Source organism: Pradoshia sp. (assembly GCF_051873915.1).
In the GTDB taxonomy this organism is placed as follows: domain Bacteria; phylum Bacillota; class Bacilli; order Bacillales; family Pradoshiaceae; genus Pradoshia.
Genome location: NZ_JBJEFJ010000077.1, coordinates 26,262 through 51,454 on the forward strand (window position 1 = coordinate 26,262; position 25,193 = coordinate 51,454).

General features: G+C 45.3%; 19 protein-coding genes and 1 other annotated feature. Of the genes, 1 reads left to right on the plus strand and 18 read right to left on the minus strand.

What is annotated here, in order from left to right:
* Window positions 1–315: 315 nt before the first annotated feature.
* The 15 genes from clpX to ACI35L_RS07535 all read right to left on the minus strand — a co-directional run bounded on the left by clpX (window position 316) and on the right by ACI35L_RS07535 (window position 20,811).
* Complete coding sequence (gene clpX, locus ACI35L_RS07465) at window positions 316–1,581, minus strand: ATP-dependent protease ATP-binding subunit ClpX (RefSeq protein ID WP_049669982.1); 1,266 nt, start codon at window positions 1,579–1,581, stop codon at window positions 316–318.
* Window positions 1,582–1,972: 391 nt separating this feature from the next.
* Window positions 1,973–3,262, minus strand: coding sequence for a trigger factor (gene tig, locus ACI35L_RS07470; RefSeq protein WP_049669981.1), 1,290 nt, complete (start codon window positions 3,260–3,262; stop codon window positions 1,973–1,975).
* A 171-nt stretch (window positions 3,263–3,433) separates the two neighbouring features.
* Complete coding sequence (locus tag ACI35L_RS07475) at window positions 3,434–4,417, minus strand: tetratricopeptide repeat protein (RefSeq protein ID WP_439802576.1); 984 nt, start codon at window positions 4,415–4,417, stop codon at window positions 3,434–3,436.
* 392 nt (window positions 4,418–4,809) lie between these two features.
* Window positions 4,810–5,403, minus strand: a complete 594-nt coding sequence (gene leuD / locus ACI35L_RS07480; RefSeq protein WP_049669979.1) for a 3-isopropylmalate dehydratase small subunit — start codon at window positions 5,401–5,403, stop codon at window positions 4,810–4,812.
* Between the two features lies 1 nt (window position 5,404).
* Window positions 5,405–6,826 (minus strand): 3-isopropylmalate dehydratase large subunit, encoded by a 1,422-nt coding sequence (gene leuC, locus ACI35L_RS07485; RefSeq protein WP_049669978.1) that lies wholly within the window; start codon window positions 6,824–6,826, stop codon window positions 5,405–5,407.
* Between the two features lie 38 nt (window positions 6,827–6,864).
* Window positions 6,865–7,974 (minus strand): 3-isopropylmalate dehydrogenase, encoded by a 1,110-nt coding sequence (gene leuB, locus ACI35L_RS07490; RefSeq protein WP_049669977.1) that lies wholly within the window; start codon window positions 7,972–7,974, stop codon window positions 6,865–6,867.
* Window positions 7,975–7,996: 22 nt separating this feature from the next.
* On the minus strand, window positions 7,997–9,535 hold the full coding sequence (locus ACI35L_RS07495; protein WP_049669976.1) for a 2-isopropylmalate synthase: 1,539 nt from the start codon (window positions 9,533–9,535) through the stop codon (window positions 7,997–7,999).
* The gene (gene ilvC, locus ACI35L_RS07500) at window positions 9,522–10,553 is read right to left on the minus strand and encodes a ketol-acid reductoisomerase (protein ID WP_049669975.1); all 1,032 of its coding nucleotides are present in this window, start codon (window positions 10,551–10,553) and stop codon (window positions 9,522–9,524) included. The genes ACI35L_RS07495 and ilvC overlap by 14 nt, the downstream gene beginning before the upstream one ends.
* Window positions 10,554–10,575: 22 nt before the next feature.
* Window positions 10,576–11,094 (minus strand): acetolactate synthase small subunit, encoded by a 519-nt coding sequence (gene ilvN, locus ACI35L_RS07505; protein WP_049669974.1) that lies wholly within the window; start codon window positions 11,092–11,094, stop codon window positions 10,576–10,578.
* Entirely contained in the window at window positions 11,091–12,818 is a 1,728-nt protein-coding gene (gene ilvB / locus ACI35L_RS07510; protein WP_049669973.1) for an acetolactate synthase large subunit, read from the minus strand. The genes ilvN and ilvB overlap by 4 nt, the downstream gene beginning before the upstream one ends.
* Window positions 12,819–12,916: 98 nt before the next feature.
* Window positions 12,917–13,159: a binding site (T-box leader), on the minus strand.
* A 420-nt stretch (window positions 13,160–13,579) separates the two neighbouring features.
* Entirely contained in the window at window positions 13,580–15,418 is a 1,839-nt protein-coding gene (locus tag ACI35L_RS07515; RefSeq protein ID WP_049669972.1) for an ABC transporter ATP-binding protein, read from the minus strand.
* Window positions 15,411–17,138: an ABC transporter ATP-binding protein gene (locus tag ACI35L_RS07520; protein ID WP_439802577.1), complete on the minus strand. Its 1,728-nt coding sequence runs from the start codon at window positions 17,136–17,138 to the stop codon at window positions 15,411–15,413. Before ACI35L_RS07520 ends, ACI35L_RS07515 begins: the two co-directional genes overlap by 8 nt.
* Window positions 17,139–17,297: 159 nt before the next feature.
* Window positions 17,298–18,644, minus strand: coding sequence for an APC family permease (locus ACI35L_RS07525; RefSeq protein WP_439802578.1), 1,347 nt, complete (start codon window positions 18,642–18,644; stop codon window positions 17,298–17,300).
* 252 nt (window positions 18,645–18,896) lie between these two features.
* Complete coding sequence (locus ACI35L_RS07530; protein WP_439802579.1) at window positions 18,897–19,697, minus strand: GNAT family N-acetyltransferase; 801 nt, start codon at window positions 19,695–19,697, stop codon at window positions 18,897–18,899.
* Between the two features lie 115 nt (window positions 19,698–19,812).
* Window positions 19,813–20,811 carry an LLM class flavin-dependent oxidoreductase gene (locus tag ACI35L_RS07535; protein ID WP_049669968.1) on the minus strand — a complete coding sequence of 333 codons (999 nt, stop codon included), beginning with the start codon at window positions 20,809–20,811 and terminating at the stop codon, window positions 19,813–19,815.
* 144 nt (window positions 20,812–20,955) lie between these two features.
* Between ACI35L_RS07535 and ACI35L_RS07540 the strand changes: the two genes are divergently transcribed.
* Window positions 20,956–21,225, plus strand: coding sequence for a DUF1292 domain-containing protein (locus ACI35L_RS07540; RefSeq protein WP_049669967.1), 270 nt, complete (start codon window positions 20,956–20,958; stop codon window positions 21,223–21,225).
* Window positions 21,226–21,330: 105 nt separating this feature from the next.
* On the opposite strand, the gene ACI35L_RS07545 is transcribed toward ACI35L_RS07540, so the two are convergent.
* The 3 genes from ACI35L_RS07545 to ACI35L_RS07555 are packed head-to-tail and all read right to left on the minus strand — an operon-like array spanning window position 21,331 to window position 25,179.
* Window positions 21,331–22,962: a glycosyltransferase gene (locus ACI35L_RS07545; RefSeq protein ID WP_049669966.1), complete on the minus strand. Its 1,632-nt coding sequence runs from the start codon at window positions 22,960–22,962 to the stop codon at window positions 21,331–21,333.
* 15 nt (window positions 22,963–22,977) lie between these two features.
* The gene (locus ACI35L_RS07550) at window positions 22,978–24,057 is read right to left on the minus strand and encodes a tetratricopeptide repeat-containing glycosyltransferase family 2 protein (protein ID WP_439802580.1); all 1,080 of its coding nucleotides are present in this window, start codon (window positions 24,055–24,057) and stop codon (window positions 22,978–22,980) included.
* A gap of 24 nt (window positions 24,058–24,081) precedes the next feature.
* Window positions 24,082–25,179: a BclA C-terminal domain-containing protein gene (locus ACI35L_RS07555; protein ID WP_439802583.1), complete on the minus strand. Its 1,098-nt coding sequence runs from the start codon at window positions 25,177–25,179 to the stop codon at window positions 24,082–24,084.
* Window positions 25,180–25,193: the final 14 nt, after the last annotated feature.

Sequence of the window (25,193 nt, forward strand, 5' to 3'; positions counted from 1 at the left end):
CTCCTTAACAGAAGGGGAATAAACCTCCAAACATCCCATATAAGGACAGGGATGAAGGTTTATTTACTACTCCATAGGCTTGATTATTTTGACATGTTGATTTTTGTTTCAGGCAGCAAAAACAAAGGAGTGTCACGGAGCCTCCTCCTAGTCCTATGTATCTCTATGGGCTGTCTTTTCCGCTAATCCCGCAAAAGTTAATCGCCTTCAACGTTAACTGGCGGCATTCTATCCTATCAACAGTCCTTAACAGAACTATTTCATAAAAAAATGCCGGTTCCAAATGGAACCAGCATTTTCATATCATGTTCTGCGTTAAGCAGAAGTTTTCTTCTCAACCGTTTCAGTTGTCCCATCAGAAAGGATAATCTTCGGTGATTTTCCTTCAGAAATAGACTCTGCAGTGATTACGCATTTCGCAATATCATCACGTGAAGGCAATTCGAACATCACTTCAAGCATGATGCCTTCAATGATGGAACGGAGACCACGAGCACCTGTCTTACGCTCGATTGCTTTCTTCGCAATCTCGAGCAAGGCATCATCCTCAAATTCCAATTCTACATCATCAAGAGACATCATCTTCTGATATTGCTTCACAAGAGCATTCTTCGGCTTTGTAAGGATTTGAATCAAGGCATCCTCATCAAGCTGTTCAAGTGTCGCAATGACAGGCAGACGGCCGATGAATTCTGGAATTAAACCAAAACGAAGCATGTCCTCCGGTAAAACTTTAGATAGAAGATCCTTATCTTGGATATCTTCTTTCTCCACTCCAGAACCGAAGCCAATGACCTTTTGGCCAAGACGTCGTTTAATAATCGGTTCGATACCATCAAATGCTCCACCACAAATAAAGAGGATATTTGTTGTATCGATTTGGATGAATTCCTGATGCGGATGCTTTCTTCCACCTTGTGGCGGCACACTTGCAACCGTACCTTCAAGAATCTTCAGCAAGGCTTGCTGAACCCCTTCACCTGATACATCACGAGTGATGGAAGGGTTCTCAGATTTACGCGCGATTTTGTCAATTTCATCGATATAGATAATGCCTTTTTCGGCTTTCTCCACATCATAATCTGCCGCTTGGATTAGCTTGAGAAGGATGTTCTCAACATCTTCCCCTACATAACCAGCTTCTGTTAAGGATGTTGCATCCGCAATAGCGAACGGAACATTCAGCAATCTAGCCAACGTTTGTGCAAGCAAGGTTTTCCCGCTTCCTGTTGGTCCAATTAGACAGATATTAGACTTGGATAATTCAACGTCTTCAATCTTGCTGTTGGAATTGACACGTTTATAGTGATTGTATACAGCCACGGCCAAGGATTTCTTTGCGCTTCTTTGACCGATGACATATTCGTCAAGTATATCGAGGATCTCCATTGGTTTTGGAATATCCTTAAATTCTACTTCTTCGTCAGTACCTAATTCTTCTTCCACGATTTCTGTACATAGTTCAATACATTCATCGCATATATAAACACCTGGACCCGCTACGAGTTTTCGGACTTGTTCCTGAGTCTTGCCACAGAAAGAACACTTAAGCTGCCCTTTCTCATCATTAAATTTAAACATAGTTTCACCCCTTGGTATTATGGACTCTATCATGAAATCTGCATTTCTAAATCAGATTAACAAATGAAGGGTATGTAAGGATTGTAACACACATTACTCCATTTGAGGTAAAGAAAAGACTGACGACGTATACGTAATCACGTGATCATTATGTATATGTACATAATATCCATTCTGCACGACTTTCAATCCTCTATTTTGAAAATGGAAAACATATGTATTTTGATTATTTAGAATTAATCTACACTTTATTCGAGAAAAAAGCAATTATGTATAGCCAAAAACAATTCGATACAGAAAGTCGATTTTTAGCGAGTTTTGCAAAATATGTTATGTATAAAACAAGGTACGATAAGTTAAATCGCACCTTGTTTTTATGGTTTTATATAAATTAAGCTTCTACTGTTTTGCTGCTTTCAACCAATACGTCAATTGCTTTTCTTACAAGCAAGTCGCCTTTAACACTTTCAGTGCCGCCAAGCGCTTGGATGATTTGTTCAGCAGATAAGCCGTATTGCTCAGACATTGTTTGAACCTCAGCGTTGATTTCTTCTTCGCTGACTTCAACGTTCTCAGCTTTGCCGATAGCTTCAAGAGTAAGGTTAATGCGTACGCGTTTTTCAGCTTCCTCTTTCATTTGCTCTTTAAGAGCTGCTTCGTCTTGACCAGAGAATTGGAAGTACATGTCAAGAGTCATACCTTGCATTTGAAGACGTTGACCAAACTCTTGTACCATGCGGTCAGTTTCTGTATCGATCATGGCAGCTGGAATATCCATTTCAGCATTTTCTGCTGCTTTTTCGATTACAGTATCTTTAACATGGTGTTCAGCATCGTGGTTTTTCTTGTCCACTAAGCGATTTTTGATTTTTTCTTTAAGAGCGTCAAGTGTTTCCACTTCTTCATCTACATCTTTTGCAAACTCATCATCAAGTGCAGGAAGCTCTTTTGTTTTGATTTCGTGAATTTTCACTTTGAATACAGCTGGTTTACCTGCTAATTCAGCAGCGTGGTATTCTTCAGGGAAAGTTACTTCTACTTCTTTTTCTCCGCCTGTTTCAAGTCCGACCAATTGGTCTTCGAAACCAGGAATGAAAGAATTAGAGCCAAGCTCTAATGTGTAGTTGTCAGCTTTTCCGCCTTCGAACGCTTCGCCGTCAACGAATCCTTCGAAATCAAGAACAACTGTGTCGCCTTTTTCAGCGGCACCTTCTTCTTTAATAACAAGTTCAGCATTACGCTCTTGCAATTGTTTGATTTCTTCGTTTACATCTTCATCAGTCACTTCAGTGTCAACTTTAGTTACTTCAAGACCTTTGTATTCGCCAAGCTTAACTTCAGGCTTCACTGTAACAGTTGCTTTGAAGATAAGAGTTTCGCCTTTTTCCATACGCTCGATATCGATTTCAGGGCGGTCTACCGGCTCGATAGCTGTTTCGTTAATCGCTTCAGCGTAAGCTTCTGGCAAGATGAAATCAAGGGCATCTTGATAAAGGGATTCTACACCGAATCTCTTTTCGAACATAGAACGTGGCATTTTTCCTTTACGGAAACCTGGAACTTGTACTTGTTTCACAACTTTTTTGAAAGCAGAGTCTAATCCTTCGTTCACTTTTTCTACAGGAACTTCAACGGTTAAGACGCCGCGGTTACCTTCTAGCTTTTCCCATTTTGCAGACATGGTTTTCCCTCCAACTATATATATTTCCTAATAAATCGTCTTTTTTTAACACTGGCATGTATGAGAACCAGATATATAGATCCTTAGGCCGCACAGGCCTTTGCCTGTACACATGCATATTGCAACCATTATATTATAACATAGGATTTCCACGTTTCAACACTTCGGACTTCAAATAACAGGGAAAGTAATGCCCTCTAATTTCCTTATTTCTTCTAAAATCCCGGAAATTTCTTCATCAGGCTCATCCCATACAAGCCCGTACGCTTCTTTGACAAGTCTTTCATACGCTTCAGCCCAAATCGACAAATGGTCGATATTTAGCGGATAAAGGAGAATGTTATGTCGTTTGACCATTTCCATTGCCTGTTCATACATAATAGGGTCATTATGTTCAAGCTTTTCACTCAATTCCTTTTGAAGCATCTTCAAGAATTCCGTTTCTTCCACTTTTGGAAGATCCTCTATGTTCACTGTCCATCTTTGCCCAAATTTATCTAATTCAACCGTCTTATTTACTTCCTGCTCACGCAGAAGAGAAAGGGCCAATGTCTTCAGGAAAGGATGCTTTTCTTCTATTAAGTATTGGCACAGGACATCAGTCCACGGCCGTATGTTTTGGTTGGATAAAGAGGATAATATGTATAATTGTTCTTCAATCGTACCATTCTCAAGGATTCGCAGAACCTCTGTCTCATCAATCGGCAGTCCCTCTGTCTGGGATGGCTGAGAAGGGTCTGTCTGCTGCCCGACAATCCTCTTGCTCATTGCAAGCAGGTTCTCAAGTGATTCCACCCGCTCTGGCGGTATCTGCTGTTCATCAAACAAGGCTTCAATCACGTGAATGATTTCTCCATGCTCATTTAATTGAAGCAAAATCATCAAGTAAATATTAATCACATGGAAATAATCGCCGATGCCCTGCTCCATCATTCGCTTAACGATTACCTTCGCCTCTTGATACCGCCCCAGCTCTACCAATGATAATGCCAGCCCGATATTGATATCCTCATGATCCGGTTCAATTTGAATCCCTTGGTCAAAATACCGGTATGCTTCTTTATAATTTTTTTCCTCCATTGCCTCCATGCCCTTTTTCATCAAAAGCTCGCCCAGATGCGGAAAGGGAATAACCTTATGTTCATTTTTCTTCATATTGTCCCGCCTCGGATTAATAAATTATTGAAGTAAGTGTAGCACGCCTTTCTGTGAAAAACAAAACATTGTGGGAAAGGGGAGTTGTGGAAGAAGCTGACTGACAAGTCTCCGGCCCGCCAAGAGCAGTGTCTTGATCTCCTATGCTCTTCAGCCAGGATGCTGTCTGTCTCTCCTATAAACCTTTCTCCATACTCAAAGGACCTTAGTACCTTCTTGTCGTCCATACCCCTCTCTTTTTGTCCATAAACCAATGCGCTTTTATGGTATTAGTAAACTGCTGCAATCAACAGGAAATGGAACGTCTGGTATCCATTCATTCGCTATATAGAAATAGACAAAATAAAAAGGCGGAGCAAACGCCGCCTATTCCTTCCTGATATGCACTCCACTTATCCCCGAACAAACACACGCTCTTCATACTCTTTAATCGAATCCTCATATTGCATGGTTAAGGAAATCTCATCCCAGCCATTTGTGAGCATATTCTTCCAATAGGGATGTATATCAAATGAAATCGCAAATCCTTCCCCTGCATTGAGCTCCTGCTTCGGCAAATCAACAGTGATATCCGCCTTTTGACTGCGTATATGCTCCTTCAACGCTGCCAATGTATCTTTTTCAAGCGTAATCGGCAGAATGCCGTTTTGCAGGCAGTTCTGATGGAAGATATCTGCAAATGAGGAAGCAATGATCACTTTGAAGCCATAATCACCAAGCGCCCATGGAGCATGTTCCCTTGAGGAACCGCAGCCAAAATTCTCACCGGCCACCAATATGGTTGCTCCTCGGTTCTCCTCCTGATTCAGTTCAAACTCCGAGCGTTCAACATTCTCTGCTTCATAGCGCCAGTCATAGAATAAGAAACGGCCAAAGCCAGTACGCTCAATCCTCTTCAAGAATTGCTTCGGGATGATTTGGTCTGTATCCACATGGTCTCGATCCATAACAACCGGCTTCCCTGTATAAACCGTCAAACGTTCCATATTAATTCACACTCCCTTCACTGATGATGCTTTCAAGCTCTCTCACATCTACGAACCGTCCATAAAGCGCAGCAGCAGCAGCCATTTTTGGACTGACAAGATGGGTCCTGGCACCAGAGCCCTGTCTGCCTTCAAAATTCCGGTTCGAGGTGGAGGCACAATGCTCACCAGGCGGGACAACATCCGGGTTCATGCTCAGACACATACTGCAGCCAGCCTCTCTCCACTCAAAGCCCGCCTCTTTAAAGATTGTGTCAATGCCTTCCTCCTCTGCCTTCCTTTTCACCCTTTGAGAGCCGGGAACAACTAGTGCGCGAACACCTTCTGCTACCCGCTTCCCTCTCAGTATTTCAGCTGCTTCCCTTAAATCCTCCATACGCGAATTCGTACAGGATCCAATGAAGACATGCTGTACCGGAATCTCCTTTATTCCCTGTCCCTCTTGAAGGCCCATATATTCAAGCGCACGCCTCAAGGAACGTGCGGCAGACTCGTCAAGGTCGGAAGCAACAGGTACACGGCCATCAACCGGACTGCACATCCCTGGGTTGGTTCCCCAGCTAACCATTGGAGAAATGTCCTCACCGTTTATTTCAATGACCTTGTCATATGCCGCGTCTTCATCACTGATGAGCTTTTCCCACTCCTTACTGTAACGCTCGAACTCATCCGGCTTTGGCGCATATTTGCGTCCCTTCATATAAGAAAAGGTTGTTTCATCCGGACTGACCAATCCAGCGCGTGCGCCTCCTTCAATCGTCATATTACAGATTGTCATGCGCTCTTCCATGGACATTTGCCGGACAACCTCTCCTGCATATTCCAAAATATGTCCAGCACCGAAATGAACACCGTTTTGTGAAATAATATAGAGGATAACATCCTTAGCGGTTACTCCCGGCTTTAATTTCCCGTTTATTTCAATCTTCATCGTTTTCGGCTTATTTTGCCAAATAGTCTGTGTTGCCAAAACATGCTCTACCTCACTTGTGCCGATTCCGAAAGCCAAGGCTCCAAAGGCACCGTGCGTAGAAGTATGGCTGTCCCCGCAGACAATTGTCTTACCCGGCCAAGTCAAACCAAGATCTGGCCCGATAACATGGACAATCCCCTGGTCTTCACTATCAAGGCCGGCCAGCGGCACCCCAAATTCACTGCAATTGCGCTCAAGGGCGCTCATTTGTTTTTTTGCAATATCATCAGTAATGACGAAACGATTAATGGTCGGAACATTATGATCCATCGTCGCAAAGGTCAAATCCGGACGACGAACCTTTCTTCCTTTCAGTCTTAATCCTTCAAACGCCTGAGGAGAGGTCACTTCATGCACGAGATGCAGATCGATGTATAATAAATCCGGCTTGCCCTCCTCTTTGCGAACAATATGCTTCTCCCAGATCTTATCAATAATCGATTTACCCATCTATAATCCCTCCTCATTGAAATTTCATTTATTCGTTCTTATGCATAAGCATCCATAATGTGAAAAATGGCATCCTTCTGCAGGATATCTTCTTTAATCGCTTCTACCATCTTGGACGTAGAATATGGCTTGCCGGTACCTGATAGATCGGCGGTCCGCTTACCTGAATCCAGAATATTCTTGACCGCCTGCTCCACCGCCCTTGCTTCCTCCTCCCATCCAAAGGAATGACGCAGCATGGAGGCACTGGAGAGAATCATCGCAATCGGGTTCGCTTTATCCTGACCGGCTATATCAGGCGCCGAACCATGGATTGGTTCGTATAAATGAAGTCCGCTTTCAGAAAGGCTGGCTGAAGGCAGCATACCAAGCGACCCAGTAAGTACACTTGCTTCATCACTCAAAATATCGCCAAACATATTTTCCGTTACAATCGTGTCAAATTGTCTCGGATTCTTAATGAGCTGCATGGCCGCATTATCGACAAGCATATGCTCTAAGGTTACATGAGGATAATCCTTAGCTACTTCTTCCGCAACCTCCCGCCACATACGGCTCGATTCAAGAACATTCGCTTTATCAACTGATGTAACCTTAAGGCTTCGGGAGGAGGCAAGCTCAAAGGCAAGCTTCATGATTCGTTTCACTTCACTTCGTTCGTAATAAAGGGTATCAACAGCCGCTTCCATCCCATCGCGGTATGTCCTCTCACTCGGCTTTCCGAAATAAAGGCCTCCTGTCAATTCTCTTACAATCAGAAAATCTGTCTCTTCGATGATTTCCTTCTTTAACGGGGAAGATTCTATTAAACTGGCATAATAGTTGATTGGACGCATATTCGCATACAGATTCAATTCCTTGCGAATCTTCAGCAGGCCCTGCTCTGGCCTTTGCATCGGCGGATTCTGATCCCACTTCGGTCCTCCGACTGCTCCGAGCATAATGGCATCGCTTTGCCTGCAAAGGGCCAGCGTATCATTTGGAAGCGGAGTGCCTGCATAATCAATAGCCGCTCCCCCAATCATTCCATATTGAAAGGTGAATTCATGCCCGAAGCGTTCCCCGATAGCCCTGAGGATTTCGACCGCTCCCTTTGCTACTTCCGGCCCGATGCCGTCGCCTGGTAATACAGCAATGTTCTTTTTCATTTCGAAATCCTCCTTCTAAGATTTAGTTCATCAAAGCAATGGATGTTCTTTCCTCTGTCATGATGGCTCGGTTTATCGCATTTAGGTAGGCTTTGGCAGATGCCTCTAAAACGTCCTGGGCCAATCCCCGCCCGCTTGTTTCCACTCCTTCATACATCACCTTAACAAATACCTGGGCCAGCGCATCCCTTCCTGCACCAACGGATTGGATTCGGTAATCCTTTAACGTAACAGGCTTATTGATGCAGCGTTCAAGCGTGTTATACAAGGCTTCGATACTTCCCGCACCAGTTCCCGCTTCCTGAATCTTTTCATTAACCATTCCTGACAATGTCACCGTTGCCGTCGGAATCTGATTGGTTCCATATTGGACTTGGATGGAGACCAAATCATAATAGCCGCCCTCCTTCGTCACCTTCTCTTCAAGAACCAAGGCAACAATATCCTCATCCGTCATCTCTTTCTTGCTATCTGCAAGATTCTTAAATACCTTGAATAATTGGTTCATTTCCTCATCTGATACTGTAAATCCAAGCTCTTGGATTTTCGTGCGGAAGGCATGACGACCGGAATGCTTGCCAAGGACCATGGCATTAGAGCTTAATCCAACTGTCTCCGGCTCAATGATCTCGTAGGTGGTTTTTTCCTTCAACACGCCGTCTTGGTGGATACCAGATTCATGAGCGAAGGCATTCTTTCCGACTACCGCCTTGTTTGGCGGGATAACCATGCCAGTCAATTTACTCACAAGTTCACTCGTCCTTTTTATTTCACCTAACACCATCCTTGATTCTGCTTGGTAGAAATCCTTCCTTGTATAAAGACCAAGGGCTACCTCTTCTAATGCCGTATTGCCGGCACGCTCGCCAATTCCGTTGATTGTTCCTTCAATTTGTGTTACACCGGCAAGAATGGCAGCCATAGAATTAGCAGTTGCAAGACCTAGATCATCATGACAATGTGCTGACAGCTTCACACCCCCAATGGATGGAACATGATTCTGTAAGTATTTAAACACCTCTGTGTATTCACGCGGCGTGATATAGCCGACCGTATCTGGAATATTAATAATTTCCGCTCCTGCCTTAATTGCTTCCTCTACAATTCTAGCGAGAAAGGGAAGCTCTGTCCGGCAAGCATCCTCTGCTGACCACTGAACAACCGGGAAGAACTGTTTTGCATATTTAATAGAAGCAACCGCCGCCTCAACGACCTCATCCTCTGTCATCTTCAATTTATAATGGCGGTGAATCGGCGATGTTGCCAAGAACACATGAATACGTGGATTCGCTGTATTTTTTAATGCCTGCCAAGCCGCATCAATATCCGATTGTGCTGAGCGGGCCAGTGCGGTTACGGTTGAATTCTTCACCATCTCCGCGATTTGCTTAACGGATTCAAAATCCCCTTGAGAAGCCGCCGGGAAGCCGGCTTCAATAATATCGACACCCAGCTTCTCTAATTGTCTCGCAATCTCGATTTTTTCCGTACTCGTCAAGGTTACGCCGGCGGACTGCTCGCCATCCCTTAATGTGGTATCAAATATCTCAATTTTTCGCACTAGTCACCACTTCCTTTTGCTTCTTTTGCTGCTCATTGATAAACGGCATCATTTGACGCAGCTCCCTGCCCACTTGTTCAATCGGATGCTCATTCTCCTGTGCCTGCGTTGCATTAAAGACCGGTCTGTTCACCTGATTTTCAACCAGCCAGCCTTTGGCAAATGTTCCGTTTTGGATTTCCTTTAATACCTGTTTCATTTCTTCCTTTACTTGAAGACCGACAACACGCGGACCGGATACGAAATCTCCCCATTGAGCCGTATCAGAAATGGAGTAGCGCATGCCCGCCATTCCGCCTTCATACATCAGGTCAACGATTAATTTCAGTTCATGCAAGCATTCAAAGTAAGCAAGCTCTGGCTGGTACCCTGCCTCAGTTAATGTTTCAAAACCTGCCTTTACAAGAGAGGTTAATCCTCCGCATAATACAGCCTGTTCCCCAAATAGATCTGTTTCCGTTTCTTCCTTAAAGGATGTCTCAAGCGCTCCTGCTCGTAATGCACCAATTCCCTTTGCATAGGCAAGCGCAACTTCACTCGCCTCACCTGAAACATCCTGATGAATCGCGAACAATGCCGGCACACCTGCTCCCTGCTCATAGGTTCTTCTGACTAAGTGTCCAGGTCCTTTAGGTGCAACCAGCGATACATCAACATAGGAAGGAGGGACAATTTGGTGATAATGTACGTTAAATCCGTGGGCGAACATCAACGTATGCCCTTCATGCAATACCGGTTCAATCTCAGCTTTGTACACCTTCGTTTGATGCTCATCCGGCAGGAGAATCATAATGACATCCGCTTCCTCACTCGCTTCTCTGACAGATTTCACATCAAACCCATCCTCTGCTGCTTGATCCCATGATTTCCCTTGTCTTAACCCGATGACGACATCCATTCCGCTGTCCCTAAGGTTCTGCGCATGAGCATGCCCTTGTGAGCCATATCCGACGATAGCGATTTTCTTGCCTTTTAATACCGCTTCATTTGCTTCATTTTGATAATACATTTTTGCCATAAGTAATCTCTCCCTTTCATTATTAGACGATAGAATAATTGCGATTTCCTAATCCTGCAGGCTGGGTACCGCGTGTAAAGGCGGTTGTGCCTGTTCTAGCGATCTCTTTAATGCCATAAGGCTTAATCAGCTCCAAGAAAGCTTCTATCTTATTCGTCTCCCCTGTAATTTGAATAACGAGACTGTCCTTGCCGATATCAATGATGGACGCCCGGAACGGCTCAATCAGTGAGTAAATTTCACTTCTTGTTGCCGGCAGCACCGCTACCTTAACTAATGCGAGCTCCCGTGCGACCACAGATTGATCGGTAATATCCTGCACTTTAATGACGTCTATCTGCTTATTCAGCTGCTTCGTAATTTGTTCAGCAATCTGGACGCTTTCGACATTGACAACACATGTGATTCTCGACCTGTTTTCCACCTCAGAATGTCCGACCGTGATGCTCTCAATATTGTAATTCCGCTTTGAGAACAGGTTCGTGATTCGGTTTAATACACCAGGCCTGTTCATAACGGTCAGCGTGATGATTCGTCTCATCTCTTCTTCACTCCCACCATCTCATTGATTCCCTTGCCTGGAGCAATCATCGGGTAAACATTCTCTCCCGGCTCAACATACACATTGATAAGAACCGGTTTATGCTGAGGGAATTCTTCTGCGAAGGCCTGCTTCACTTCTTCCTCTGTCCTTGCGTCAATCCCTTTAATCCCATAGGCTTCGGCTAGCTTGCTGAAGGATGGCTGTGAGGCAAAAACACTTTGTGAGTACCTGGATTCATAGAAGATTTCCTGCCATTGCCGAACCATTCCAAGCGAGCCGTTATTCAAAATAATGATTTTAATCGGGAGATTCTGCTCTGCAATGACACCAAGCTCCTGAATCGACATCTGGACACCGCCGTCTCCATTGACGGAGATAACCAGATCATCCGGTTCGGCCATTTGAGCACCGATAGCTGCCGGTAATCCAAAGCCCATCGTACCGAGCCCTCCTGAGGTCACCCATGCATTCGGCCGCTTGAACGGATAATATTGTGCTGCCCACATTTGATGCTGACCGACATCTGTTGTCACAATGGCATCCCCGCGGCTATGCTCATAAATCAGCTCCATTACCCGTTGCGGCTTCAAGCCTTTCTCCTCTTCATTCTCATAATGATAAGGAGCCTCATCAAGCCAGGATCTAATCTGCTTTCTCCAAGGCTCACTTTCAGAACGCTTGCCATTTTGCTTAATAAGCTGAATTAGAGCTTGCTTGGCATCCCCTACGACTGGAATGGCAGTTGGGACATTTTTGCCAATCTCTGCCGGGTCTATATCGATATGTGCTACCGTTGCATATGGAGCAAATCGCGATAGATTACCTGTCAGCCGATCATCAAAACGGGCTCCGATATTGATGAGAAGGTCACATTCATACATCGCCATATTTGCCGCATAAATGCCATGCATGCCGCCCATTCCAATATAGAGCGGATGCTCGGGCGGGAAGGTACCAAGACCAAGCAATGTATTGACGACTGGAATTTGCTGCTGCTCCGCAAATTCGACTAATTGCTTAGAAGCCTTTGCATGCAAGACACCCGCACCCGCTAAGATAAGCGGTTTCTTGCTTGAGCTGACAGACTCGACAAGACGTCTAATTTGCAAATAATTCGGTTCTGTTGTCGGCTGATAACCCGGAAGCGAGATGCTCTCCGGCTCGGTCTCCTCTGCCTCAAGTGTCGCTATATCTTTCGGTATATCAATCAAGACGGGGCCGGGTCTGCCCGATGAAGCAATATAAAATGCCTCCTTCACAATTCGAGGAATATCTTTCGTATCCCGGATTTGATAATTATGTTTCGTTACCGGAGTGGTAATCCCTACAATATCTGCCTCCTGGAAAGCATCTGTTCCAATCACGCCCGTACCTACCTGACCGGTGAAAATAACAAGAGGTAAAGAATCCATCATCGCATCTGTAATGCCTGTAACCAGATTCGTTGCACCAGGACCTGAAGTCGCTATCACGACTCCCGGCTTGCCGCTTATCCTTGCATATCCTTCCGCTGCATGTATGGCCCCTTGCTCATGACGGGATAACACATGTTTCAATCCCGCATGATAGAGAGAATCGTAAATGGGTAAAACGGCTCCTCCCGGATAACCAAACAATACTTCCACTTCCTGCCTCTTCAATGCATTGATCAACATCTCGGCTCCGCTGATTCTCGCGTTAGACTGCACTTCCTTTTCAGCAAGAGCTGCTTTTTCCATCATGGAATCTCCCTCCCGATTTGTGATAGGCTTACCCGCCAGACTTGATATATTGGAGAATAAAAAAAGCCTCCTCATCCCTGACGTTTCTTGAATGAAACGCAAGGGATGAAAAGGCTTATCTCCTCTCCATGGTACCACCCTCATTCATGGCCCGAAAAAGATGCCATGCACTCGACTGTTTTGATAACGGGTTTTGGTTATAAAACCCGGCCTGTATTACTCAACTGTTCACACAGGCACTCCAAGGTGAGTTCATAAATGGAAACAGCACCGGCTCTCAGCACCCCGGCTCTCTGTATCTGTTCACCCCATCTACTACTTATCCTCTTCATTGTTTTAACACATATATACTTAATTGGAATAGGTCTCTCGCCTTTCCAAATTCAAGGAACATTGTTGTTGAAACTTATGATACGACCTTCCAGATAAAAGGTCAACCGATTTTTCATAATTATTTGATAATTTAGTTTATTCAGAATTTGTTGTAACCGTTTACATCATTGGGGTGAAAGCGTTTGTTTTCATTGTAATTTTTTTATCTGTGGATGGATAGGGCAGGCAGCGAGATGGCGGCATGATTCCTTTTGCTTTTCCTAGGCATTGGCGGGGAGACGGAATAGACATGGGTCAGGTATGGGGATTGACACGCTCCCCACACTTCTCACAGGCTTCGACCGGGATAGATGGGATAGGCATGGGACAAAGATAGGCTTTGTCACGCCCGAAAAAAGACGCACACCCCCTTCACAGGAGCATGCGTCTCAGGATGTTTGCACATTCTTAAACTGACTCTCATACATATGCCGGTATTGGCCATTTTGGGCGATCAGCTCTTGGTGGCTGCCTTGTTCTTTGATCTGGCCGTCATCAATGACCATGATTGTGTCGGCTTCACGGATGGTGGATAGCCGGTGGGCAATCATGAAGCTTGTTCTGCCCTCCATAACTTTGCGCATGGCATTTTGAATGGCGAGCTCGGTTCGCGTATCGACACTGCTCGTGGCTTCATCGAGAATGAGAATGGCTGGGTCAGAGAGAATGGCTCTCGCAATGGCGAGCAGCTGCCTTTGTCCCTGGCTCAGATTCCCGCCGCTTTCTGAGAGCATGGTTTCATATCCATCAGGCAGCCGTGTAATGAAATAATGGGCATTGGCCATTTTGGCTGCCTCCACGACTTCATCATCTGTCGCGTCAAGACGGCCGTATTTAATATTATCCTTGATGGTTCCTGTGAACAAATACGTATCCTGCAGAACGATGCCGAATGTATTGCGCAGACTCTCCCTGGTGAAATCGCGTATGTCGGTTCCATCAATCGTGATTCGGCCTGATTCGACATCATAGAAGCGTGTCAGCAAATTGATGATGGTCGTTTTACCGGCACCGGTCGGACCGACGAGCGCGATATGACTTCCGGTCTTTGCTGCGAAGCTGATGTCATTAAGGATTGGCGATTCTTTTTTGTAGCCGAAGCTTACATGTTCAAAGCGAACCTCTCCTTTTGCCTGTGTGAGCGAAATGGCTTTTGGTTTATCGACCACCTCTTCCGGTTCATCAATAACCTGGAATACACGCTCTGCCCCCGCAACAGCTGACTGGAAGATATTAAAGATATTCGCCAAGTCATTTAACGGGCGCGTAAATTGTCTGGAGTAACTGATAAAGGCGGCAATGACGCCTACCGTAATGGAGCCATTAACAGCCAGTATTCCGCCGACAATGGCCACAGAAGTCAATCCAAGGTTATTAATAACATTCATGATTGGCATTAGGAAGCCGGACCAGATTTGTGCCTTCCGTCCTGATTCATACAGCTTGCCATTGATTTCGTCAAAGGTTGAGATGACCTCGTCCTCATGGTTGAAGGCTTTTACGATCAAACTGCCGGAAATCGATTCTTCAATATGCCCATTCAGCCTTCCCAAATGCTTTTGCTGTTCTCTGAAAAGCACCCTCGTTCTCTTGGCGATTGTTTTCGTCAGCAAGTACATAAGCGGGATAGTCACACAGGCGGCAAGCGTCAATATCGGACTGAGTACGAGCATCATGACAAAGGAGCCCGTAATCGTGATGACCCCGCTCATAAGCTGTGTCGTGGATTGAGAAATACTTGTGCTCACATTGTCGATATCATTCGTTACACGGCTCATCATGTCGCCATGTGTATGTGTGTCATAATAGGAAATCGGCAATTTATTCAGTTTACGGAATAACGATTGTCTCAAAGAACGAACGACTCGCTGGGAGATTCCCGCCATCATCCAGCCTTGCAAGAGCGAAGCGATTCCATCTGTCACATACACGGCTGCAAGGATGATGACAAGCCAGTGCAAGAGAGACAGGTCAACTTGACCCCATTCTAGGGTGTCAACAGTCTTTCCAATCCAATAGGGGACAAATAAGCTGATGACTGCACTGATGATCACAAATAAAAGGACAATCCACAGACTACGTTTCTCGCTTCCGAAGTACCCCCATATTCTTTTTAATGTGCCGCTAAAGTCCTTGGGCTTCTCAACGGCGGCGAATCTAGCTCCGCCATGCCCTCTCGGCGGGCCTGTCGGGAGCGTCCCTGTTTTCTGGTTAGTTGATTCAGCCACTAGTCTCCATCTCCGTTCCTAATTGGGATAGAATAATTTCCTTATAGACAGAATTGTTCTTAGCTAATTCCTCATGCGTTCCCGCTCCGGCCACATGTCCATTCTCCATAACGATAATATGGTCCGCATCCATGATAGAGGTAATTCGCTGGGCAATCAAAAAGACGATTCGCCTTTCTCTATTCTCACTCAAGGCCTCCTTTAGCCGTTGTTCGGTTACGGCATCAAGTGCGCTTGTTGAATCATCCAGAACGAGGATTGGCGCCTCCTTCAACAAAGCACGCGCAATGGAAACCCGTTGTTTCTGTCCGCCTGATAGATTCACTCCGCCCTGACCGAGCTGTGTATCATACCCTTCCGGCAGCCGAGAGATAAAGGCATCTGCCTGGGCAATATTGGCCGCATGCCGAATGTCCTCCATAGAAGCATCCGCTTTCCCCCAAAGGATATTTTCCTTGATAGTGCCGGTAAACAGCATCGATTTCTGCGGAACATAAGCAATTTGATTCCTCAATTGCTTAAGGTCCATCGTCTGGATATTCTCTCCGTTTATGTAAATCGCGCCATGGGATGGTTCATACAGCCTGAGGAGTAAATTCACAAGACTGCTCTTCCCCGCCCCGGTTGAACCGATAATCCCGATGGTTTCGCCAGGCTTCAAGGATAAGGAAACATCCTTCAGGACATACTCCTTCGTGCCATGATAGGAGAAATGAACCTGCTCAAATACAACGCCCTCCTGCGGGATGCTTGTTTTGAGCCCCTTAATCTCTGCCGGGTTGTCTGTCCCTAGCACTTCACTAATCCTGCCGGCTGACACCCTTGCCCGGACAAACATATTGAAGATCATTGTGATCATCATTAAACTGATGAGGATTTGGGTCATATAATTCACATAGGCAACAACCTCGCCCACCTGCATTTGACCGTCATTGATGTTCCACCCTCCCGCAAGCAGGACGAGCACAATCCCAAAGTTCACTGTAAGAGATATACCAGGACTGAAAATAGACATGACTCGCATCGCTTTTGTGGATGTGCCGAATAATTGTTCATTCTTCTCATCAAATCTCGATTGCTCGAACCGCCCGCGATTAAACGCACGAATAACCCGAATACCAGAAAGATATTCCCGTACAACACCATTCAGTTTATCGGTTGCCTTCTGAACGCGCATGAAAAAAGGCAAGCTGATTCTGACGTTCAACAGGATGATGAGTGCAACAATCGGAATGACAATTAACAGCACCCAGGAAATGGAGGCATTGAGCCGCACTGCCATGAAGATGCTTCCTATACAGACAAGCGGAGCTTTTACCATAATCCGCATTAATCCATTCACGAACATTTGCATTTGATTGACATCATTCGTCAGTCTTGTCACAAGAGAGGAAGCCTCGAATTGATTCATTTCCTCAAGCCTAAAGGATTGGACCTTCCTGTATAAGTCAGAACGAAGCTCTGCTCCAAGCCTTTGTGACAGATTGCTGGAGATGATATTCCGGATAATAGCTCCGAGTGCACCAATACCTGTCACAAGCAGCATGAGCCCGCCCATATTCAAGACATATTGAAGATTACCATCGGCAACTCCATTATCAATGATGGATGCCAGTATCGTTGGAAGAAGCAAATCACAAATTGCCTCTATCATTAAAAAAATGATGGCTATAGAAAATAAAAAGCCGTATTTCTTGATATACTTCTTAAAATGTCTCATTCATTCACCCTTTTCCTGCAATAGACACGTATGCATATCCTTATTTTGCTAAAATTCCAGTCATCATACAAGCAAAAAAGCCCGGAAGGATTTTCACTAATCACGAGACAAAAAAAGACAGAACCGCGAGAATATCAACAGTTCTGCCCTTCATATGAATTATTCACCTGATTTTTTCAAATAAAGATAAACAGGGTAGCCAATCGCTGTAATCGCTAATCCGATCATTGAGTAGAGCGTATCACTAATGATTGTGCAAACTAATATATAGATACCGCCAATAATACCGACAAGCGGCACAAAAGGATAAAGCGGTACACGGTATGTCGGCACTAAATCCGGGCGCTTCTTGCGCATCACGAATACGCCGTAAATCGCGAGTACAAAGAAAATCCAAATAGCAAATAACGCAAGGGTTGATAACGTATCAAAGGACCCAGAGAATATATAGACAATGGCAATGGCTACTTGGAAGATGAATACATTGATTGGTGTGCTTGTGCGTTTCTCAACACGGCTAATGACATGGTGGAACGGGAATATCTTGTTCTCTGCCATGGCAAACGGTACACGCACACTCGTCATCAAATAGCCATTTAACGTTCCGAAGATGGAAATGAGAATACCGATAGAGATAAGCATAGAACCGCCGCTGCCAAATAATATTTGAGCGGCATCAGAAGCCACATTCTCTGCCCCCACTATTTGCCCTGGAGTTAGTACAGATAAGAAGGCTACATTGATCAAGACATAAGCCGCAATAATAATCGTCATCCCTAAGACGATAGAACGCGGCAAATCACGCTTAGGGTCCTTCATCTCACCCGCCATATTACCCACGCTAATCCATCCTTCGTAGGCAAAAAGCGTCCCAAGCATGGCTACGCCAAACGTTGCGAAGGAAAATCCATGCACTGGTTCTCCGGAGAAAACAGGTGTCGCTTCGTTAACACCATGGATAATCCCAAAGATGATGATAAACACGATAGGAATCATTTTAGCAATCGTTGCAATAAATTGTATCCGGCTTCCGAGCTTCGTAGAAATAATATTTAATAGAGCAACAAAGAGCAAGATACCAATGGCCAATGCTTTTTGCTGACCGCCTGACATCGGTATGAAATAAGTGGCCTGAGTCGCAAAGACAATGGCAAGTGCCGCAACAATAGCCGGGCCGTAGATTAAAGCCTGCACCCAGCCGAATAAAAAGGCAACCTTCTCTCCATATAATTCTTTTAAATAAGCAAAAACACCGCCAGTTTGAGGGATGGCTGATCCAATTTCCGCTAATGTCAAAGCTGCAGCCATCGTCAGCAGCCCCCCAAGCAGCCATGCCAGTACAGCTGCTATGGCTGAACCAGCGCTATCCATTACAGGTGTCGCTTTAAAAAATATCCCAGATCCAATAACCACTCCAACTACAATGGTAAGAGCTTCTTTCATGCCAATTTCTTTCTTTAACACTGCTCCTGCTGCATACATTTCTTTATCTTGTTGTTTTTGCATGATACCTCTTTTCCCTCTCAAAATTATTTATAAATAATAAAAATCTTAATTGATTTCTACGAGATATTCAATATATACATTAAAAAGAATAGAATGGTAAATATTTTTTACCACATAAAATTATCGCATAAAAATACTATTTTGTGTATGATATACATCCCTTTCTTGGTTAATAAATACGCAAAAAAGCCGCCTCCCAACTAAAATCAGAGACAGCCTGTAAATGACTTATGCGCTCGATGCTAGATTCCTTTACCGATGATAAATATTCATTACCCAAAAACCAATATCCTCAAATCCCAGCTTCTTATAAATCGTCCCAGCCTCAGGATTATCATAGAATAAGCAAAGCTCCTTACCCTCGCCAAGTAATTCCTTACAAAGCTTCACCATGCAGGCGCTGGCCAGTCCCTGTTTCTTGTAAGCCGGATCGGTCGCAACCCCAACCACCATGGCAGAGCTGGAATTCTCGGCGGTTGTTGAGGCTGTTGAAACCATTTTTCCGTCCTTTTCTATGTAGAAGGTGCGGGATGCTCCGCCTTCCAGGCTTTCCTTTTTACTTTCCTCCGTGATGATTGAATCACTAAATTCAGGGATCGCCTTCAGCAGGTGAACGAGGCGACTCGCATCATTCGGAACAGCCAATTTTACCTCAGCTTTAGCTGTCATATGGGCAGCCTCGCTCAAAGCGGTACATTTAGCATAATAAAATTGTCTTTTCTTCTTCAGCTTATTAGACAGGTAAGGCTCTATTCTTGCTATGCAGCGCTCCAAGCCTGACAGGAAGCTAAAATCCCCATCAGCTAATATGATTTCCGCAAAACCCTTCCCATCAAATTCTTCCGTTTTGGCATAAGGGATATAATTCTCCCGATATTTCAATAGGACGGCAATCAATTCATTCTTCTCATTGAACTCTCCCCATACCCGCTGAAATTCCTGCTCATAGCCATATGCCTCAATATCTCCAATGATGAAGACATTTTCAGCCGCTTCCCCTTTCAAAAAATGAAAGCATTCTTCATGATCGTTTGAGTCTAATCGTCTAATCATCCGCTACTCCCCCCATTCTCTCGATCCTAAAAATAGACAGGATTATTTTTCCATCTATTATATAGCAAATAGATAAGCGACGGTACCTTATTAAAAGGATTCCGTCGCTTATCATTTATTCGCTCGTAATCTCCTTCAAAATTTCATAGGAGCGTTTTTGTTTATCCGGATCAAAAATATAGGAAACTGCCATGATTTCATCGACATGATGGGCAGCCTGGAATTCAGCCAGCTGCTTTCGAACGGTTTCCTTGGATCCAATCAAGGAAACGCTTGTCATCGATTGTGCCATTTGTTTTTCACCTGGACTCCATAATCCATCCATCGATTCGACAGGCGGGCTTAATGGGTTTTTCGTCCCTCGGACGACATTCAGGAAGAACTGCTGCAATGTGGTCGATTCAAACAAAGCCTCTTCATCTGTTTCAGCCGCAATGACATTCAGGCATACCATCATATATGGCTTGTCTAAATACATGGATGGCTGGAATCTCTCTCTATAGATCTCGATTGCCTCTTCCATATAGCGCGGGGCGAAATGGGCGGCAAAGACATATGGAAGGCCTAGCTTAGCTGCAAGCACCGCTGATTCTGTTGAGGAGCCAAGAATAAAGACTGGTACGTCTGCATCAACACCCGGATAGGCTCTGACAGCCCCTTGTTCATCCTCAGGTCCGAAATACGTTAAGATTTCCTCCACATCCGCCGGGAATGTATAGACCGAGTTATGATTAGAGCGGCGAAGGGCACTGGCGGTAAGCATATCTGTCCCTGGCGCTCTCCCTAACCCCAAATTCAAACGATTCGGGTAAATTGTCTCCATCGTGCCAAATTGCTCGGCTACTACGAGCGGGGAATGGTTGGGAAGCATAATTCCTCCTGACCCCACTTGAATTTCCTTCGTGTGTTCAAGTATATGTTTTACCAAGATTGCGGTTGCTGAACTGACCAATGTCGGCGCATTATGATGCTCAGCCACCCAATAGCGTGTATATCCCATTTGTTCAACAGCCTGCGCTAAATCGACCAAGGAAGCAATGGCTTCCTTCGCTCCCTCTCCTTTGCGGATTGGCGCAAGATTCAGCACGGAGACTGGTACGTGCACATTTGACATGTAGGCATAACCTCCTGCTAGTTATTTCCATACCATCGTATCAATAAGCCATCAGTATGAAAAATGTAATGCTTATGAATATTTGTTTTTTCCTGCTGTAACCGTTATACTGTTCGGACAAAGGTTATAAAGGAGAATAAAAACATGAGCAAAATTGAAATTGGAGAGATCCTCGTACTCGAAGGCGAAAATGGCCAAGATGAAGAAATAGAAATTCTCGGCACACTGGATGTGGACGGCGCAGAATATGCAGTGGCTGGTCTTGTGGAGGAGATCAAGCGTGACACGAATGAGGACATGGAGATCTTTTTCTTCCGCGTTGATGAGGAAGGCGAGCTGCATGAGATTGAGTCAGACGCTGAGTTCCAGCAGGTCGCACGAGTTTTAGAGCATAATATGAAACATAACCATTAAGAACAAAGAACGCTTCTAATGATTTTACAAATGACATTAGGAGCTTTTTTTATCCATATAAAAAACACGGGCCAGAGACCAAAAATGGTCTTCTGGCACATACCATCATGGACTGACTTTACTTCCCAATAAACTTAGCAGATAATCCTCAAGTTTCGGTATAACCCGTTCATAATTATAATCAACGGCTGTCTTCCTCCCATTCACAGCTAAATATTCTCTCCGTTCTTCATTCATGAGTAAGCTTTCCATATGGACGATTAGCTTCTCCTCATCCTCCGGTTCTGCCAGCAAGCTATTGAAATCATGGACGGCGTAGTCATCTATCCCCCCGCATTTCGTTGCCACCACCGCTGTCTCGCATGCCATAGCCTCGAGCGGCGGCATCCCAAACCCTTCATACCAGGATGTATAAAGGAAAATATCTGCCTGCTGATAATAAGAAATGAGTACCTCTTCGCTCGGATGCACGATTATCTTCAGCGGAAAGCCGACATTTGTTTCAGGTCGAACTTGCGAAACCCAATTCACTTGAAACTTATGCCCTCGTTCCCATAATATTTGCAGGACATTAATGGCTGTGGGAAAATTCTTAAACGAAAGCGTTGGATTGCCAATCAGAAGGACTGTCACGGGCTCTTCTTCATTTCTTTGTGCAGGCGGGCAGTATAGAGTTGTATCAATGCCGTTCGGAATCACCGTTGTCTGAAGATTATATCTGGCCATCAGTACCCTTTCCACAAATCGGGAGACACTCATTACGTCTACCCCTGATGTGTAATAGGTTTCCATTTGCCTCCTGATCAAATCGATTTGCTGAGAATTCCTTACGTCTCCGAATAACCACTCATGACCCTGCTCCCAATAGACAACCTTTGCTTTAGCCCCCTTTAATTCAAGGACCTGCTGAATCCATCCCGCAACAATGACATCACAATCATCCGCATAATCACGGGCTAATTGATTGTGCGGGATGAGTATCTCTTCGTCGACTTCTATCCGGCACCATGACGGCAAAACAAAATCTCCCTCTTCCCCTTTATATAGGGCCGTTATGTAATGTCCCCTTTTCCGCATGGCATCCATTTGGGACAAAAGCATCTTTAACCCTCCCGTTAGATTATGATGCGGGAGAAAATAAGCTAACTTTAACGGCTTGACAGTGGCCAGGGCTTTTCGCTGGATCACCGTTGGATAGAGTTTGAACAGATTAGCTCCATTATTTCCGATTTTCACTTGACTGAATTGATAATCATAATCAGCAAAATCCACCATGCTCCAGCTGCTCCTATGGACTTCTAATTCATTTCCTAAGTAGGCTCCCTGTTCCACCCATTGGATAGGGGTTGAAATGATGAGTGACCGGTTCGTTATCTGCAAAATTTCATCGATTAATTCATAGCCCGATTCCTTATCCAGATGTTCTAGCACATCGATTAGCAAGACCGTGTCATATTCCTTGACCATGGACTTAACAACTGTCAGCACATCACCATATATCATCTCATTATAGACATACTCATGAAGCGGATTCTTATATGAACGAAATCCTTCAACCCCGTCAATAACCAACCCCCAATTATTCCGGTCATACCTTTCATAAGGGATATCGCCCGCCTCTCGCAGCAAGACCCCATACTTCCCAAAACCGGCACCGAGGTCAAGAATCGATTGGGGTTTATCAAGCAGGACCAAATCAATAATCGCGGGTATGGCTTGATACCAGCTGCACGGCATTTTCCATGCCTCCTTTTAGGTTATTATTTTTTCGAAGTACTGTTTATTCTGCAACACTAAATTATTGGTCGGATTATAGAATCTGGCCATTTCATTATGGCAGTAGGCCAGCTCCTTCTTCCCGATTTTGTCATAGCAGACGCAAAGCTGAATATGAGGAAGCCAAGTATAGTAAGCGTAATTCACCAATGCTCCTGTCTCTTTGACCCGCTCAAGGTCACACTCAGCTGCGGCCTTATACCAATAAATCGCCTGGTGATAGAGAGATTTAGAAAAATATATATAGCCTAGCTTGCAGCTTATATTTGCTCTGGGAATATCGTATTTAAACGATTCGAATAATAGTTCCTCTGCTTCCTCTGTTCTCCCAAGCTGCAGAAGTGCCTCTGCTGCTCGATCAATCGCAGCTATGCAATCCTCCTGCCAGCCCGCATTCGTATCCAGAAATTCCCGGTAGAGTTTGAGGCACTTCTCCAGTAACCCATGTTCAAAACACTCATTCCCGAAATAGTACAAGTCCCTTGGGCTCAGTTGTTTCTGCTGCTGCTCCAGTTGTTCATAGATTTTAAGATTGCGGTCTGTCTTTTTCGATTTCACACTCAGATGAGTGATGCAAATATCCACTTCGATAATAGTTCCATGAACCTCCAAATATTCATGAACCGCTCCCTTCCATTGGAAGCCCCGGCTCGTCTTGACAAGGCGATTTCGTTTGAGGCTGCTTGTAATTTGACCATACGGATCTCGTCCAAGCACATATGGCATTAGGACAGAATCCGGCTTATGAGATAGAGATTCCTTGATGTGGAGGAACTTTTCCCGATCTTCGGGGAAAATGATATCATCCGCATCAAGCCACATCGTATATTCCTTGCCCGCCTTCTGAAAGGCAAAGTTTCTGGCAGCTGCGAAATCATTCGTCCATTCATAGGAATAAATGTGCTTTGTATACTTGCCGGCAATCTCCACTGTCTGGTCTTCTGAGCCTGTATCAACGATGACGATTTCATCCACAAGGTCACAAATACTATCTAAGCAGCGCCCAAGCACCCTCTCTTCATTTTTGACAATCATGACTAAACTGATCGATGACATACCCGTCCTCCCCCCATGAATCACTTAAGCGATCCGAATAATGGTCAAATTAGCTCCAGTGGCAAAGTCAGAAAGTGACACGGTACCTGTTCCGGCAACCTGTAGTGAAACCGTCGCTGGAGCAGTGACAGAAACGATGACCTCATTTGTATAATATTGTTGGCTTGATGACGGCCTAAGTATAGAGGCTTCAACGACAGCGCCATTCAGCGCAATCTGCGTAGTAACGGCTTCTGGTTCAGAAAATCCGAGTGTGTATCGGATGTAATACGTCCCCGATTCCTCAATGGTAATCACTTCTGAAGTTGAATCAATTGAAAAGTTATCACTGACAAATAACGTGCCCGGCAAAGGAACATTTGTCCCTGCAGGGGTGAGAGTCAGCGTTGGGCCAAGGATATTGGTTGCATATGCCGATACTGATGTCAATGCCCCCCCTGTCACTCCTGTTGCACCTGTCGCACCTGTTGGCCCAGTTGGGCCGGTTGCTCCTGTTACTCCTGTTGCGCCGGTCGCTCCTGTCGCACCGGTCGCTCCTGTCGCGCCTGTTGGCCCGGTTGGACCTTGCTCTCCCGCTAAGCCAGTCTCCCCGGTCGGACCGGTTGCTCCTGTTGGACCGGTTACACCCGGTATACCAGTTGGTCCGGTAATATCTGCCCCCGCCGGACCGGTTGCTCCAGTGGGACCAGTTGCTCCCGTTACACCTGCCGGGCCAGTCGGTCCAATTGGACCGATGAGACCGGTCGCTCCTGTAAGCCCGGTTGGTCCGGTTGCTCCAGCAGGTCCGGTTGGTCCAGCGAGACCCGTCTCTCCCATTCGGCCGGTCGCTCCTGTCGGACCTGTTATTCCCAATCCAGTCGGACCGGTTGGACCGGTTGCTCCTCTCTCTCCGATACCTGTCGCTCCTGTTGGCCCCTGCGGACCCGTTGCGCCAGTTGGGCCAACCACCGCGATTCCAGTTGGTCCGGTTGGCCCTACAGGTCCTGCAGGTCCAGTCGGACCTGTCACTCCCAATCCTGTTGCACCTGTCGGACCTTGGGGACCTGGTGCCCCTCTTCGGCCAAACCCGGCCGGTCCCCTCGGCCCAGTTGGTCCGGTTGGGCCAATAGCGCATAAGAGAATATCACTTAGAAGTG

Bases quoted from the DNA above. Each gene is read 5' to 3' on its own strand.
- clpX (WP_049669982.1), bottom strand. From the start codon at position 1,581: ATGTTTAAATTTAATGATGAGAAAGGGCAGCTTAAGTGTTCTTTCTGT.
- tig (WP_049669981.1), bottom strand. From the start codon at position 3,262: ATGTCTGCAAAATGGGAAAAGCTAGAAGGTAACCGCGGCGTCTTAACC.
- ACI35L_RS07475 (WP_439802576.1), bottom strand. From the start codon at position 4,417: ATGAAGAAAAATGAACATAAGGTTATTCCCTTTCCGCATCTGGGCGAG.
- leuD (WP_049669979.1), bottom strand. From the start codon at position 5,403: ATGGAACGTTTGACGGTTTATACAGGGAAGCCGGTTGTTATGGATCGA.
- leuC (WP_049669978.1), bottom strand. From the start codon at position 6,826: ATGGGTAAATCGATTATTGATAAGATCTGGGAGAAGCATATTGTTCGC.
- leuB (WP_049669977.1), bottom strand. From the start codon at position 7,974: ATGAAAAAGAACATTGCTGTATTACCAGGCGACGGCATCGGGCCGGAA.
- ilvC (WP_049669975.1), bottom strand. From the start codon at position 10,553: ATGGCAAAAATGTATTATCAAAATGAAGCAAATGAAGCGGTATTAAAA.
- ilvN (WP_049669974.1), bottom strand. From the start codon at position 11,094: ATGAGACGAATCATCACGCTGACCGTTATGAACAGGCCTGGTGTATTA.
- ilvB (WP_049669973.1), bottom strand. From the start codon at position 12,818: ATGATGGAAAAAGCAGCTCTTGCTGAAAAGGAAGTGCAGTCTAACGCG.
- ACI35L_RS07520 (WP_439802577.1), bottom strand. From the start codon at position 17,138: ATGAGACATTTTAAGAAGTATATCAAGAAATACGGCTTTTTATTTTCT.
- ACI35L_RS07525 (WP_439802578.1), bottom strand. From the start codon at position 18,644: ATGCAAAAACAACAAGATAAAGAAATGTATGCAGCAGGAGCAGTGTTA.
- ACI35L_RS07530 (WP_439802579.1), bottom strand. From the start codon at position 19,697: ATGATTAGACGATTAGACTCAAACGATCATGAAGAATGCTTTCATTTT.
- ACI35L_RS07535 (WP_049669968.1), bottom strand. From the start codon at position 20,811: ATGTCAAATGTGCACGTACCAGTCTCCGTGCTGAATCTTGCGCCAATC.
- ACI35L_RS07540 (WP_049669967.1), top strand. From the start codon at position 20,956: ATGAGCAAAATTGAAATTGGAGAGATCCTCGTACTCGAAGGCGAAAAT.
- ACI35L_RS07545 (WP_049669966.1), bottom strand. From the start codon at position 22,962: ATGCCGTGCAGCTGGTATCAAGCCATACCCGCGATTATTGATTTGGTC.
- ACI35L_RS07550 (WP_439802580.1), bottom strand. From the start codon at position 24,057: ATGTCATCGATCAGTTTAGTCATGATTGTCAAAAATGAAGAGAGGGTG.